Here is a 14,428-nt window from a genome sequence, read left to right on the forward strand (position 1 = left end):
CGACGGATCCGATCTAGTCATCGTCCGCGCCGGCGCCAACGGCCCGCTGTCAGGCTGCTGCGTCGAGGGCCCGCCGGGTCACGACATTGTCAATGCCGCCGGAATCCACCGCCGGATCCGGAGCGGCCGCCGCCGCGCGGCGCGGCGGCACTGAAGCGCGGCGCACTGGCCATCATCGCACCCATCCCGCCCATTTGCGCATGAGCGCCTTGGGCGGGCGCGGTGAGGCGTCCCATCGACGGTTGCGCGATGCTGGCTGGTCGAGCGGTCTGGGCCGGCGTCGCGGCCATCGCGGATCCGGCACGCCCCGCCGCCGGCATGCCCGCGGCAGCCGCCACCGGCTGCGTAGTCCCCACGGGATGCGGCCCGCGCAGTGTCGTGCCCGGCTGCGTCGGCGTTTGAGCCATCACCGGCGGATGTTGGCGCCAATAGCGGTTCCAATAGGCGTGTCGATAGAACCACGGACGTCCGAAGTAGAAGCTGCTCCAATAGGTCGTCAGCACGAACGGCGCGACCGGCACGTATTCGACATATTCGGGCAGATAGACGTATTGCTCGCGATAGAGATAGGCCAGCGCCCTCGACGCGACCCACCCCCGTTCGCCGGCGAAGCTCACATCGCACCACGCCCCGCCCTCGAGGCAGCCATGAATGGTGACGCGGGCGCCCGCGGGAATCCGGCTGACCTGAGGAAATCCCGGGCCTGGACCGGCGCGCATCGCGGCCGAGTTGCGCATCAGGCCATCGGCGGCCTCGGCCAGCGATGTGGATGCAGCGATCAAGAGTGCGGCGACGAGACACGTTCCGAGCTTCACCACGAGCACCTCCTGCCGGCTGGCGGAAGCGACGGCGCGTCGTCGCCCGCGTCCCGCATCGATCCCAGGAGAATGCTGACAGGCTATCGCGTCAACCTCACGGCGCTTCGGTGGAGCTCTTGATCGCGGCGCGCCTCAATGAAGGCGGGATCACGCTGCCGGGCCTCGGCAGCGCCCGCGCGGCATCGACCGCGACATCAGCAGATTACGGCGCGCCGTTGCCGGAGAGGATCTGCGCCGCCCCACCCAACGCGCGTCGAAACGTGTCGTCGAAGGTCGCACCATGGAGCTGCCAGCGATGCTGCGTTCCCGCTGCCTCCATCTGCCATTCCGATACCCAGGCGAGCTCCCCGTCATTCCAGGTCAGATGGCCAAGCACAATTGGTCCCGCGCTCGGCAGCATGAGCTTCGCCGGCGACCCCTTCGCGGCGGCATCGACGCCGGCCGCCTGCGCGGTCGTTGGAAGCACCAGATCGAGACCGCGCTTGCCGGCCGCAGCGAGCAACGCGTCGCGCTGCAGATCGGACTGCCGATCGTCGGAGACGACAACAAAGCTCCTGCTGCCGAACGTCATGGTCACGATCACGCCGATCGGCGGCCGCGGGGCCAGCCACGGCTTGACGCCGAGCTGCGCGAGGGTGGCGTCGATCTTCGCGTGATCGAAAGCGACGGTGAGATCATAGGGACGGTCACGCGTCCCCTGCTCGTCATGCTTCGGCTTACCTGACATCTGATCATGATAGTCGAAGCCCGTGACGAACTCGCGGGCGCGCGGCATCAATGAAGAAAGCCTGGCGTCCCCACTGAGCTGATAGGCGCCGGATACCTTGATCAGGACGTCCTCGAGACAGAGCGCAAAGCCGGCCAGCCGGTTGTCCACGCCCTGCCCGGTCACGACGGTCTGCGCAGAATAGAGATCGCTGGCCGCGGCCCGTGCGACACCGCACAGGCCGGCGAGCAGACAGAGCCCGAACCTCCACGCATTCCAATGCAGGACTCTGCGCCGCCCCATCCCCGCCTCGGACGTCCTGAGTTTGCTATTTCTGCCGATCGAGCTTGATGATCGTCTTCGTGCCGCCACCGTCCGACGTCTGGAACGTGACGCGATCACCGGCGTGAACCTCCTCGATCATCGCGCTGTCCTTGACCTTATACTCCTCCGTATCGGCGGGCGCATTCGCGCCGACGGTTCCATTTGGAACGCGCTTGATCGCCACGGTTCCATTGAGGCGGTTGATTCCCGTCACGATGCCCGTGGTCCCCTGCTCGGCAGCGAGGACAGGCACGGTAGCCGCAAGCGCCGCCGCCAAGGCCAGAGTGATCGTTGCTGCTTTCATCGCCCTTCTCCTGCTCGTTCGCGGCAGACAGACGCCGCGTGACTATTTTGGTTCCGGCTTCCGGTGTATTTGCGCTGATTGTAACCGCACATGAATGCGGTGATTTGACCCGCCGCAATTCACGGCGCGCGAGCAGGTCACGCCTCATGCCGACCGGCTCCGCCAGCGACCGCGGCTGGACCCGCAAGGGGGCGGGAGGTCGCGGCATTCAGCGCCTCGGCACACAGCCTCGTTCATGTGGTGACATTCCGGCGAATGTCATCATGGAGACTGAGATGCTGCATCACAAACAATGTAACGCCGAATTCATCATTGCGTCATGATGCGCCTTGACAGCAGCATGGCGTGGGCCGACGATATCGTCATCGCTCCTGCGGCGTGGCTGTCATGAAGCTGCTACGACAAGGGAGCGACGGCGAACGATCGGCATCGCAGGGAGGTTCTATGACTCCACCCTCGTATCAAATCCGCTGAATGCGGCGGTAATCGTTTCGGGCCACCGCACAGCGGAACTTCACGAACGGCACGCCGGGTTGAGGCTGAGTGGGCTGCATCAGTGAGGCATGGCCCCTCGCCGCCCGGCGCTGTGCCGTGAGCGGTCGATCGATATCACTCTGTCGCCGCTTTTTAGCTCCCGACCATCCGACACGACTGGCCATGACGGCCACTTCTGCTGTTGCAGGACTGCTGGATGGCTCAACACTCGGCGTCGGGGCGAGTACCAACTCGTATGCCGCCGCCCGAGCGAGTGCGCAGCAGATGCCTGTGATCCGCCCCGCACTCACTCTCGTAAAGCTGCGGCCCGCGGCAACTACTTGCTGTAATCGTAGAACCCTTTGCCGGTCTTGCGGCCGAGCTGGCCCGCCGCGACCATTTCCTTCAACAGCGGCGCCGGACGATATTTCGGATCATTGAAGCCGTTGTAGAACACCTCCATCACCGACAGCATGGTGTCGAGGCCGATCAGGTCGGCGAGCGCCAGTGGTCCGATCGGATGATTGCAGCCGAGCTTCATGCCCTCATCGATGTCGGCGGCGGTCGCGATGCCTTCCGAATAGGCGAAGATCGCCTCGTTGATCATCGGGCACAGGATGCGGTTCACCGCAAAGCCCGGGCTGTTCTTGGCGGTGATCGCGACCTTGCCGATCCGCTTGGCGAAGTCGGCCGCGGCCGCGTGGGTCGCATCCGAGGTCTGCAGGCCGCGGATCAGTTCGAGCAGCGCCATCATCGGCACCGGATTGAAGAAGTGCATGCCGATGAAGCGGTCCGGCCGATCGGTGGCGGTCGCAAGCTTGGTGATCGAGATCGACGAGGTGTTGGTCGCGATCAGCGCCTCCGGCTTCAGCCCGGCGCAGAGATCCTTGAGGATCTTGAGCTTGAGCTCCTCGTTCTCGGTCGCCGCCTCGATCACCAGATCGCAGGTCGACAGCTTGGCCTTGTCGGTGGTGCCGGTGATCAGGGACAGCGCCTTGTCCTTGTCGGCGGCCGTCATCTTGTCCTTTTTCACAAGGCGATCGAGGCTCGAGCCGACGGTGGCGAGCCCGCGCGCGACCGCCTGCTCGGAGATGTCCACCATCACGATCGGGACGCCCGCGGCCGCGCAGACCTGCGCGATGCCGTTGCCCATGGTGCCTGCTCCGATGATGCCAACCGTCTGAATCATTGCCGATGCCCTCTTTCGCTCATGGCGGCCAACCCCCGCCGTCCGGGGTTGCTTAACAGGCTATCGCCTCGCCCGGTAGCCCTGCGCGGATCCGACGACGGTGCGCCGCCCGGCGCGTCCGCCTCCCGGCTCTGGAACAGATGCGAGTCCCTCTCGTTGGCCCGGGACGCCCTGGCCATGAGTTCAGCCGGGCCGAGACCGTGGGAGGACCGACATGAACGGCGGAGTCACAACATTCTGGGGCTGGGGAATCGGCATCGTCATCCTCGGCCTGCTCCTCGCTTACGCGGCGACGCGATCCGGACGGCTGCGCCCCGGCGAACGCGCCAGGCTCGACGAGAAGACGCACGCCTCGCTGGCGGCGCATGACCAGAGCGAGCGCGCCACCGGCGCGGGGTCGCGCGTCCCGGGCATGCAGAGCAACACGCCCTACGCCCTGCTCATACCGATCGTGGTGGTCGCCGCGGCGATCGCACTGATGTTCTGGTCGTTCGCCGGCGGCAAGGGGCAGCGTCAGGACGCCCAGACGACGAACCAGCGGACCACCAGCCAGCCGACCACCGGCAGTGCCGCACCCAGGCAGGATCAGCCTGCGACCGCCGCCCCGGCCGTTCCGAGCAACGACACAGCAAGCGACAGCGCCCGCGGCAGCGGCCCGCTCAACAAGAGCCACTGAGACCGAGGACGGGCGCGCCCCCTCGAAGCGCGGACCTGATCGCGAGGCTTCATTCGGAACGCTCGCCCTCGCAGCAGGTTCTCGGGCCTAAGGTTGTGCTGCCACTCAGAGGAGACCGTCTTGACGACCGTCGATACAAGCCATCCCGACCTGGAGCCCACGGCCCGCGTCGCGCGGCATCCCATTCACCCCATGCTGGTGCCATTTCCCATCGTCTGCTTCATCGGCGCCCTCGTCACCGACATCGCCTATTGGCGGACTGCGGAAATGATGTGGGCCGATATTTCGGCATGGCTGCTGCTCGTCGGCCTGATCATGGGCGTTCTCGCGGCCATTGCCGGCCTGATCGACTTCCTCGGCAATCGGCTGATCCGCACGCAGACGCCGGCCTGGCCGCACCTGATCGGCAACCTGATCGCGCTGGTGCTCGCGTTCTTCAACAACATGGTGCACGCGCGCGACGCCTGGACCTCGGTGGTGCCGACCGGGCTGATCCTGTCGCTGGTCACCGTACTGATCCTTCCAATCACGGGCTGGCTGGGCTGGTCGATGGTCTATCGCCACCGCGTGGGAGTTGCCCGATGAGCCGTTTTCGCACTCCGCACCGCATCGCCCCGGTGCTCACGGCGCTGCTGCTCGGCACCAGCGCCTTCGGTCTGACCGGCTGCAATGAGGGCGGCGATCCCAAGGCGGAGGTCGGCGCCAACGTCAAGCTGCCTGCGCTGACGCAATATCTGCTGCCGCCGATGAACGTCGCCACCGTCGTCGGCTGGAAGCAGGGCGAAACCCCGAAAGTCGCACCAGGGCTGAAGATCGAGGCGCTGGTCAAGGGCCTGCAGCATCCCCGCTCGCTCTACACGCTGCCGAACGGCGACGTGCTGGTGGTCGAGTCCAAGGCTCCGCCGGCCCCGCCGCCGAAGCGGCCGAAGGACATCGTGATGGCGTTCGTCGAATCCTGGGCGACGTCGGGCGGCAGCACCGGACCGAGCGACCGCGTCACGCTGCTGCACGACGCCAATGGCGACGGCGTGCCGGAGCAGAAGAGCGTGTTCATCGACCACCTGAACGCGCCGTTCGGCGTGGCGCTGGTCGGCAGCGACCTCTACATCGCCAACACCGACGCCATCGTCAGATATCCCTACACGCCCGGCGAGACGCAGATGAAGGACGCCGGAACGACGCTCACCGCCCTGCCTGGCGGGCCGATCGACCATCACTGGACCAAGAGCCTGACGGCGAGCCCGGACGGGCGGCTGCTCTATGTCGGCGTCGGCTCCAACAGCAACATCACCGAGAACGGCATCGAGGCCGAGAAGAACCGCGCCGCCATCCTCGAGGTGGATCGCGCCTCGGGCCGCTGGCGGGTCTTCGCCAGCGGGTTGCGCAATCCCAACGGATTGAGCTTCGAGCCGCAGAGCGGCGCGTTGTGGACGGTCGTCAACGAACGCGACGAGATCGGTCCGGACCTGGTGCCGGACTACATGACATCGGTGAAGGACGGCGGCTTCTATGGCTGGCCCTACAGCTATTACGGCCAGCACGTCGACCCGCGCGTGCATCCGCAACGGCCTGATCTGGTGGACAAGGCGATCGTGCCGGACTACGCACTGTCCTCCCATGTCGCCCCGCTCGGAATGACGTTCTACACGGCCAATGCCCTGCCCCAGGCCTATCGCGGCGGTGCCTTCGTCGGCGAGCACGGCAGCTGGAATCGCACACCGCTGAACGGCTACAAGGTCGTCTACGTGCCGTTCTCCGGCGGCAAGCCGAACGGGCAAGCCCAGGACGTCGTGACCGGCTTCCTCAACGATCAGAACCAGGCGCGCGGCCGGCCGGTCGGGCTGGCCGTCGACAAGAGCGGCGCGCTGCTGATTGCAGACGATGTCGGCAATACGGTCTGGCGCGTCACCGCCTCGGGCGGCTGACCTCGTCGTCGACAGTCATAATGGAGGACGCAATGGGACTGGCACAATACGCGATCGTGGCCGTTGGCGACCGCTACAGCGTGCTTCACGATGGCAACGCGCAGGGCGATTATGCGACCCGAGAGGCCGCCTTCGAATCGGCGGTTCTGGCCGCCACCCTGGCGCTCAAGCAGGGACACGAGGTGCATCTGAGTGTCCCCGGCAACGATCCTGACCGGTCGAACAACTAATCGCGCACCGATGCGCTCGAAACGTCCCGCCGCCATCCAGCGATCGTGATTTGCACGCTAACGTGTGTTAGCGACGGAACGCCGCTCAGCCTGCAAGCTCCTGCCGAGAGGAAACAGGAGTTCGCCATGTCCATCAAAAGGAACCGGCGCAAACAGACCGTCTCGTTCGCCGACCGTTTGCAGCAGGCCGCGACTGCTGCGCGCGAGGCGGCACGGCTTCTGCCGGCCGGACCGGAGCGCGAGTCGATGTTGAAGAAGGCGATCCAGGCCGAGACCGCCGCGCATATCAACGAGCTGCTCAGCGCGCCGATCATGCAGGCCGCCGTCGAGCGCTGATAGCCGATCGGGAGCGTTCACGGCATCCCGACTCATTCGGTTGGCGGCGGTTCTGCCGCCGCAGGAACTCTGAACCAGCCGAAAGCTTCTCCATCGAGACAGATCATGATCTCGGCGAGGCGGATGGATGGCGCGGGTCGTTGTCGGCACCTCCGGTTGGCACTACCAGTCCTGGCGCGGTCCGTTCTTCCCGGCCGGCCTGCTCGTCAAACACCAGTTGCGCTTCTATGCCAGCCAGTTCGAAACGACCGAGCTGAACGGCGTGTTCTACCGGACGCCGAGCGAGGCCGCGGTGCGCGGCTGGCGCGACCAGACCGGCCCCGACTTCGTCTTCGCGTGGAAGGCCTCAAAATTCATCACGCACTGGAAGCGGCTGTCGGAGCGCTCGACCAACAGTCTGGAGCTGATGGAAAGCCGGCTGAAGCTGCTCGGCGACAAGGCCGGTCCCGTGCTGTTTCAGCTGCCCCCGCAGTTCGAGGCGGATCACGACAGGCTGGCATCGTTTCTTCGACGGCTGCCCGAGCACCGGCGTTACAGCTTCGAGTTTCGGCATCGCAGCTGGTACGCGCCAGCCATCCTGCGGCTGTTGCGACAAGCGAATGTCGCACTGTGCCTCTCGGATCATCACGACGCTCCGGCGCCGTGGCGGCGTACGGCTGACTTCGTCTATGTTCGCGGTCATGGCCCGGACGGCCGCTACCGCGACAATTATCCCGCCGCGACGCTGAAGGCGTGGGCCAAGCGCATCGGCGGATGGTCGGCGCACGGCGTCGACGTGTTCGTCTACTTCGACAACGATCAGAAGAGCGCGGCTCCGGCCGATGCCCTGCAGCTGCGGAGGCTGCTCGAAGAGTCCCGCCGCACGCGTCGGATCGCGCGCCAGCGCAGCGCCGACCAACGCGCAGATCTCTCGGTTGGGTCGTCAACCTGACACGCGAGATTTCATCGTGAAGCGCGCGATCGGCAGCTCCCGACCTGGGCGCGACGATCGATTGCCTGTTTCATGCGATAAGAGCGCCGACCAGCAAGGTCCGGCGCTCCCTCTCATCATCGGCGTCCATTCGCTTCGCCGCTTACGCGACGCGGACCGAGCCGAGGAAGCGCGACACTTCCCGCTTCAGGCGGCTGCTTTCGCCGGCGAGCGATTTCGCCGCGTTAAGCACCTGCGCCGAGGCCTGGCCGGTCGCGCTGGCCCCGCGCTGCACGTCGGTGATGTTGGACGAGACCTGCTGCGTGCCATGAGCAGCCTGCTGAATGCTGCGGGAGATCTCCTGGGTGGCGGCGCCCTGCTCCTCGACCGCGGACGCGATGGTCGAGGCGATCTCCGACATCTTCTCGATGGTCTCGCCGATCTCCCTGATCGCGTTCACCGACTCCTGCGTCGCCGCCTGGATGCCATTGATCTGCTGGCTGATCTCATCGGTGGCCTTGGCAGTCTGCTCGGCCAGCGCCTTCACCTCCGAGGCCACGACGGCGAAACCACGCCCGGCTTCGCCGGCCCGCGCCGCCTCGATCGTGGCATTGAGCGCCAGCAGGTTGGTCTGCCCCGCGATGGAGTTGATCAGCTCGACGACATCGCCGATCCGACCGGCCGCCTTGGCCAGCTCGCCCACGCGGTCGTTGGTGCGCTGCGCCTGCTGAACCGCCTCATTGGCGACCCGCGCCGAGTCCTGCACCTGGCGGCTGATCTCGGTCACCGAGGACGACATCTCCTCGGTCGCGGACGCCACCGACTGTACGTTGGTCGAGGCCTCCTCCGATGCTGAGGCCACGGTGATGGCGAGCCGCTCCGACTGCTCGGCGGTGGTGGTGAGCGTTCCCGCCGAGCTTTCCAGCGCGGTCGAGGCCGACGACACGACCTCGACGATCTCGCTGATGACCGTCTCGAATTCGCGCGTGATGGTGTCGACGCGCTGCCCGCGCTGGATCTTGGCTTCGGCTTCCGCGGCGGCGGCGCGATCCGCCGTCTTCTTCGCCACCAGGGCTTCCTTGAACACCTGCAGCGAGCCCGCCAGCGTCCCGATCTCGTCCTGGCGATCACTTGCGGGGATGGCCACGTCGTCACGACCGGCCGCCAGCTCGCCGACGACCCCCGTCAGCGCCGCCAGCGGCGCAATCACGCGACGGCGCAGCATGAAGGTGACCACGCCGAGCATGACGAGCAGCGCCAGCACGGCAGCGCTGCCGAGCACAAGCATGAGCCGAGCCTCGTCGCGCTCCGCTTCCGCCCGCTCCCGCGCCTCGGCCAGCGCCTTGTCACGGACGCCCAGGAATTTGAGGATCGCCGGGACCGCGAGGTTGCCGAGCTCCTCGGGAGTGAGCGAGTAGTTGCCATTGCTGCGCGACGCCGCGACCTCCTTCTCGATCAGAGGAGCGGTCTTGGTGAAATAGGTGTCGACGGCTTCGTTCATCACCTGCGCGACGCCCGCGGGGTTGCCGATCTGGTCGATGCTCGACTCGATCCGCTCGCGGTTGGCGTCGACGCGTCCCTGGGCGCGGTCCATGGCGGAGATCTCGGCCGCGGTCAGCGGACGCTTCGCGCCCAGCACCGGTGACAGCATCGCGGCCCGCCCGCCGGCCGTCAGGCGCAGATCCTGTGCGGTGCGCGCGACGATGAGCAGCGGGGTCAGCGACGCATCCGCGGTCGCAACCCGGCTTTCCAGCCGGTTCAACAGCGGCTCCATGATCTTCAACGTGTCGGAGATCCCAGGCAAGACGCTTCGCGTCGCGCTCTGATCGCGTGAGCTCAAGGGCACCTGCACCGCGCGATCGACGGTTGCGCGGACGTCGTTGAGCTTCGCCATGGCCTTCGCCAGCCCTTCGACGATCGGGGCGCCGTCGGAAATCGCCTCCACGGTGCTGCGCGCCTTGGCGAACGCCGCGTCGGCCTGCTGCCCCGCTTTGCCGAGAGCTTCCAACTGAGCCGGGGACGCGGGCGACTCCTGAAACAGCGTCGTGGCGTAGGACGTGCGGAAGCCTGCGACGGCCTGCCCGGCCAGCAGCACGGCCCCGAATGCGTCGACGGACCGGATCGCTTCGGTCTTGCTCGCATAGGCGCGATATTGTGAGACGACGATTTCACTGCCGAGAACGCAGGCAAGACCCGCGACCGAGAGCATCGAGACCGCGAAGAGCTGACCGACTCGCATGATACGTTTCCAATTCGATGGTTTCGATCAAACTAGCCAGCGCTGCCTAAGAGGGTCTTAACTGTTCCGCCGGGCGTCGAGTGCCAATTGGTCGCAACAACGGCGCCGAACCGTCGGAGCGAAACACCCATTGGTTCCAATCGAGCAAAAAGATATGCCTGAACTAATGAGGTAACATGCTAACATAAGTTATTGTAGGCGCCCGGCAGGGAACCCGTATAAGCGGCTTGGGGGAACCACTCCTTGAGTCACTTGGTCCGCAAGCTCGAGAATTTCGTCCGCCTCTCGGCGGCCGATCGCATGATGCTCAACCGCGCAGCCGCACAGCGGGTCAGGACATTTGCGCCGCGAACCGACATTGCGCGCGAGGGCGAGAAGCCGAAGGACGTCCACCTGATCCTGAACGGCTGGGCCTGCCGCTACAAGCAGCTCGAGGATGGCCGCCGCCAGATCGTGTCGTTCTTCCTGCCCGGCGACATCTGCGACCTCAACATCTTCATCCTGCGCGAGATGGACCATTCGATCGGCACCATCACGGCGGTGTCGATCGCCGACCTGTCGCGCGAGTTCTTCGATGAGATCAGCGCCGGCTATCCGCGCGTCGCCACCGCGTTCTGGTGGGAGACGCTGGTGAATGCCGCCATTCAGCGCGAATGGACCATGAACCTCGGACAGCGCACCGCCTCCGAGCGCATGGCGCATCTGCTGTGCGAGCTGTTCTTCCGCCTGCGGCTCGCCGGCCTCGCCGACGAGAACAGCTGCAGCTTCCCGCTCACGCAGGCCGATCTCGCCGAGGCCACGGGACTCTCGAAGGTCCATGTCAACCGGACGCTCCAGGAGCTCCGCGCCAGCAACCTCATCGTGCTCAAGGGCAAGATGCTGGTGCTGCCCGATTTGGAACGCCTCATGAGCGCCGGGCTGTTCAACGCGAACTACTTGCATCTGGACCGCGAAGGTCGTCAGCTGGATGCGAATGAGTAAGACGGTCCAGCGCCCAGGGCCCCCGACTTGCGCGAGGCGGGCCGGCTCAGGCATGGTGCCGGAGAAACGGCAATGGTCGAACAGCGTATGGACGATGGAGCTTTCGAGCGGGAGGTCGTGCAGCGCCTCGGGCTGATGCCCAATCTGTTCCGGCCGCCGCCGTCGGCGCCGGAGGCCACCCTAAACCTGTGGCAGCTCGCCACATCCGCCTACCTCGACGCTCCGTTGCCGGCCCTGTTCAAGGAGCGCCTCGCCGTCCACCTGTCGCGCCTCGCCGGCTCGAGCTACTGCCTGACGCGCCATTTCGGCTTCCTGATCGGGCTTGGCCGGCCAGCGGGCGATCCAGGATGCCGTCCGGAGACCATCGAGCAGGCCCTGGAGCTGCTCGCGCTGCCGCTCACCGACCCCTCTCATGTCGCGGCGGCCCTCGACCGGCTCGAGGCCGTGGACACGCCGCATGCGATCCCTGAGCCGCGCAGCGAAAGCGAGGCCGACCTGTTCGCCGCGGCCGCGGCGCTGTTCCAGCCAGGTGCAACGTCCGCGCGCGCCCGTCTGGCGATCCGTCACGCCTTCGGCGACGCCACCTTCGAGCTGCTGGCGGGCTTCCTGGCCTATCTGCGCATGGTGCATTTCTGGGCCGAGGCGCATCCCGAGCTCACGATCGATTCCGATCTCGACACGCTCACCCGATCGGATCCCGAGCTCGCTGCGCGCCTGCGTTGCCGCGAGCCCGACCATGGTTCACCGCCGCCGCCCCCGGACCTTCGCGCCGCCGGCAGCGCCGCGAGCGCGCATCGGCTGCATCGCCTGCTGGAGATCGACTCTGTCGGCGTGCTGTTCTTCGATCATGAACAAGGCATCTTGATCGATGCCAACGACGCCTTCCTGGATATGACAGGCTATTCGCGCGAGGAGGTGCGGACCCGCCAGCTCACATGGCAGAGGATGACGCCACCGGAATGGGTCGAGAGCTCGACATCGCAGCTCGCGAATCTCAAACGCACCGGCCGGATCGGTCCCTATGAGAAGGAGTACTTCCGCAAGGATGGTGAGCGCGCCTGGATGATGTTCGCTGGCCGTGACGTCGGCGACGGCACGCTGGTCGAGCTGGCCATGAACATCGACGATCGCAAGCGGACCGAAGCCGCGCTGCGCGACAGCGAAGCGCGGTTCCGCGAGTTCGGCGAGGCCTCTTCGGACGTGTTGTGGATCCGTAACGCCGCGACCATGCACTGGGAGTATCTCAGTCCCGCTTTCGAGACGATCTACGGGGTGCCGCGCACCGCCGTGCTGCAGGGCGATCATCTCACGCCCTGGATCGAGCTGATGCAGCCGGAGGATCGCGCGCGCGCCGCCGATGGCCTCGAACGGGCCCGCCGGGGTGACCGCGACAGCTTCGATTTCCGCATCATCCGGCAGACCGACGGCGCGCTTCGCTGGCTGCGCATCCGGAGTTTCCCGATGGTCGATGCTGCCGGGCAGGTCCAGCGAATCGGCGGCATCACCCAGGACATCACGGCGCTGGTCGAGGCGGCGGATCACCAGAGACGGCTGCTGGCCGAGTTGCAGCACCGCGTGCGCAACATGCTCGCGGTGATCCGCTCGATCATCCGGCGCACCGGCGATTCCAGCGAGAGCGTCGAGGATTTCGCCAGCCACCTCGAGGGTCGCATCGCGGCGCTGTCGCGAATCCAGGCCGTGGTCACGCGCGATCCGCTCGCCGGATTCGATCTGACCGAGCTGATTGCCGATGAGCTGCGCGCCGGCGCCGCGCGTGAGGATCGGCAATACACGCTGTCGGGCCCTGCGTTGCGGATCAAGGCGAAGGCGGCCGAGAGCATCGGGCTTGCCATGCATGAGCTCGCGACCAATGCGCTGAAGTTCGGCGCACTGACGGTGCCGCGCGGATTCATCAACATCGCCTGGCGTCTCGACGAGCGCGATGCGATCCGCTGGCTCGTCATTGTCTGGATCGAGACTGGTCTCTCGGGCCGCGCCATCGGCGCGAGCCGGCACGGCTTCGGCACCATCCTGCTCGATCAGATGCTGCCCTATGAGGTCGGCGCGCGCGTGAACAGGCGCTTCGAGCCGAGCGGCCTGCGCTGCGAGATCTGGCTGCCGGCCGACGACATCGTCGAGCACTGAACGGCCGGCAATGTTGGCCGGGCCATCCGGAGGTACCGCCGGCGTAGCCTTCGCCCTGCAATAAGGGTATGCTTGGCCCTGCGGCCGATGTGATGGTCGCGCGCATGGCGGCCATGCCTTTGCCTTGGTTTGGCCCCATATGGCAGTGACTGCAGAGAACGCGTAGGAATCGCCTGGACGCGGTGGCGGAACGAGGATGGGACGGTCCGCAAGCATCGTCGCCGAGGCCAAGACGACCTCAAGACCAATATCGTGCACATGCGGACGTGTGAGCACGCGGGACAACAGGTATCCAGGTTCTGTTCAAGGCGACTGGCGTGGTCCGTATCGAATGACCTCGTCGTCGGACATGGGTGCGACGAGACGTTGCTGCGTCGAATGGCTTCTGCCACGGCACGTCGAAACAGCGAGACCGAGTACGACGACGCGTTGGTAGGTGACATCAGGACGGCGCCGAGCGCCGCCGATGATACGGACGACAACGGAGGACGGAGCGTCAATGCTTGCAACGACGACGAAAGACGGCGATCAGCAGCCGCATGCGGTGATCGACCCGGAAATCGTGCTGGCAGCCCGTGCCGATCGACCGGGCGCGGATGCCGATCGGCGCAGCGCGCAGCGTCCACCGGAAATCCCCTCGCCGAAGGTCGATCCTGAGTTTCGCGCCCAGACGGCCGCCGGAGCCGACCTCGCCGCAGCCGGGGGGCGCACCACGCTCGGAACCTGGGTGGTGCGCACCATCCTGGCCGTGCTGTTCGCGGTCGGCAGCGCGGTCGCGGCGGCCGCCTGGCAGAGCTATGGCGATCAGGCCCAGGAGGTGATCGCCCATTGGATGCCGCGGATCTCGCTGGCGTCGAATGCCGACAAGGAAGCGGCCCAGCCGGCCGCTGCCGTTCCGGCGCAGGAGACGGCGGCGGCCTCGCCAGCGCCCGCGCAGGAGCCCGCGACCGGCACGATCGGTGCGAGCGCCTTGCAGGAGCAGTCCCAGCTGCTGCAGTCGATGGCCCACGACCTCGCCGCGCTCAGCCAGCAGGTCACCGAGTTGAAGACGAGCCTCGCGCAGCTGAAATCGGGCCAGGAGCAGATGGCCCGCGAGATGGCGCGGGTGGCCGATGCCAAGCCGACCGAAAGGGCCAGCGAGCGCACGGCCGAGGCACGTCCGTTCGATCCG

At 66.4% G+C, this 14,428-nt stretch carries 14 protein-coding genes; 9 read left to right on the forward strand and 5 right to left on the reverse strand.

The genetic code is table 11. The features are described 5' to 3' along the window. Window positions 1–89: 89 nt before the first annotated feature. The 4 genes from BRAS3809_RS03220 to BRAS3809_RS03235 all read right to left on the reverse strand — a co-directional run bounded on the left by BRAS3809_RS03220 (window position 90) and on the right by BRAS3809_RS03235 (window position 3,815). A complete protein-coding gene (locus BRAS3809_RS03220; RefSeq protein ID WP_240535585.1) occupies window positions 90–815 on the reverse strand; it encodes an SH3 domain-containing protein in 726 nt (241 codons plus the stop codon). Between the two features lie 205 nt (window positions 816–1,020). After that, window positions 1,021–1,827, reverse strand: coding sequence for a DUF2066 domain-containing protein (locus tag BRAS3809_RS03225; protein WP_008960671.1), 807 nt, complete (start codon window positions 1,825–1,827; stop codon window positions 1,021–1,023). A 25-nt stretch (window positions 1,828–1,852) separates the two neighbouring features. After that, complete coding sequence (locus BRAS3809_RS03230) at window positions 1,853–2,152, reverse strand: copper-binding protein (RefSeq protein ID WP_008960672.1); 300 nt, start codon at window positions 2,150–2,152, stop codon at window positions 1,853–1,855. Between the two features lie 811 nt (window positions 2,153–2,963). Continuing rightward, window positions 2,964–3,815: a 3-hydroxybutyryl-CoA dehydrogenase gene (locus tag BRAS3809_RS03235; protein ID WP_035655174.1), complete on the reverse strand. Its 852-nt coding sequence runs from the start codon at window positions 3,813–3,815 to the stop codon at window positions 2,964–2,966. 214 nt (window positions 3,816–4,029) lie between these two features. On the opposite strand from BRAS3809_RS03235, the gene BRAS3809_RS03240 reads away from it, so the two are divergent. The 6 genes from BRAS3809_RS03240 (at window position 4,030) to BRAS3809_RS03265 (ending at window position 7,913) form a co-directional block, all read left to right on the forward strand. Continuing rightward, window positions 4,030–4,491 carry a hypothetical protein gene (locus BRAS3809_RS03240; RefSeq protein ID WP_008960675.1) on the forward strand — a complete coding sequence of 154 codons (462 nt, stop codon included), beginning with the start codon at window positions 4,030–4,032 and terminating at the stop codon, window positions 4,489–4,491. Between the two features lie 120 nt (window positions 4,492–4,611). Continuing rightward, window positions 4,612–5,076 (forward strand): DUF2231 domain-containing protein, encoded by a 465-nt coding sequence (locus tag BRAS3809_RS03245; protein WP_008960676.1) that lies wholly within the window; start codon window positions 4,612–4,614, stop codon window positions 5,074–5,076. After that, entirely contained in the window at window positions 5,073–6,416 is a 1,344-nt protein-coding gene (locus tag BRAS3809_RS03250) for a PQQ-dependent sugar dehydrogenase (RefSeq protein WP_008960677.1), read from the forward strand. The genes BRAS3809_RS03245 and BRAS3809_RS03250 overlap by 4 nt, the downstream gene beginning before the upstream one ends. 32 nt (window positions 6,417–6,448) lie before the next feature. Next, a complete protein-coding gene (locus BRAS3809_RS03255; RefSeq protein WP_008960678.1) occupies window positions 6,449–6,646 on the forward strand; it encodes a hypothetical protein in 198 nt (65 codons plus the stop codon). Between the two features lie 126 nt (window positions 6,647–6,772). After that, on the forward strand, window positions 6,773–6,982 hold the full coding sequence (locus BRAS3809_RS03260; protein ID WP_008960679.1) for a hypothetical protein: 210 nt from the start codon (window positions 6,773–6,775) through the stop codon (window positions 6,980–6,982). A 127-nt stretch (window positions 6,983–7,109) separates the two neighbouring features. Then, window positions 7,110–7,913, forward strand: coding sequence for a DUF72 domain-containing protein (locus BRAS3809_RS03265; protein ID WP_008960680.1), 804 nt, complete (start codon window positions 7,110–7,112; stop codon window positions 7,911–7,913). Window positions 7,914–8,055: 142 nt separating this feature from the next. Here BRAS3809_RS03265 and BRAS3809_RS03270 read toward each other — a convergent pair whose 3' ends face one another. Continuing rightward, window positions 8,056–10,131, reverse strand: coding sequence for a methyl-accepting chemotaxis protein (locus BRAS3809_RS03270; RefSeq protein ID WP_008960681.1), 2,076 nt, complete (start codon window positions 10,129–10,131; stop codon window positions 8,056–8,058). A 243-nt stretch (window positions 10,132–10,374) separates the two neighbouring features. On the opposite strand from BRAS3809_RS03270, the gene BRAS3809_RS03275 reads away from it, so the two are divergent. From BRAS3809_RS03275 to BRAS3809_RS03285, 3 genes are all read left to right on the forward strand, one after another. Beyond that, on the forward strand, window positions 10,375–11,112 hold the full coding sequence (locus BRAS3809_RS03275) for a Crp/Fnr family transcriptional regulator (protein WP_008960682.1): 738 nt from the start codon (window positions 10,375–10,377) through the stop codon (window positions 11,110–11,112). Between the two features lie 72 nt (window positions 11,113–11,184). After that, on the forward strand, window positions 11,185–13,257 hold the full coding sequence (locus BRAS3809_RS03280) for a sensor histidine kinase (RefSeq protein WP_008960683.1): 2,073 nt from the start codon (window positions 11,185–11,187) through the stop codon (window positions 13,255–13,257). A gap of 499 nt (window positions 13,258–13,756) precedes the next feature. Beyond that, window positions 13,757–14,428: hypothetical protein (locus tag BRAS3809_RS03285; protein ID WP_035655175.1), on the forward strand; the 672-nt coding region annotated here is incomplete at its 3' end.

This window comes from Bradyrhizobium sp. STM 3809, from assembly GCF_000239795.1.
Taxonomy (GTDB): domain Bacteria; phylum Pseudomonadota; class Alphaproteobacteria; order Rhizobiales; family Xanthobacteraceae; genus Bradyrhizobium.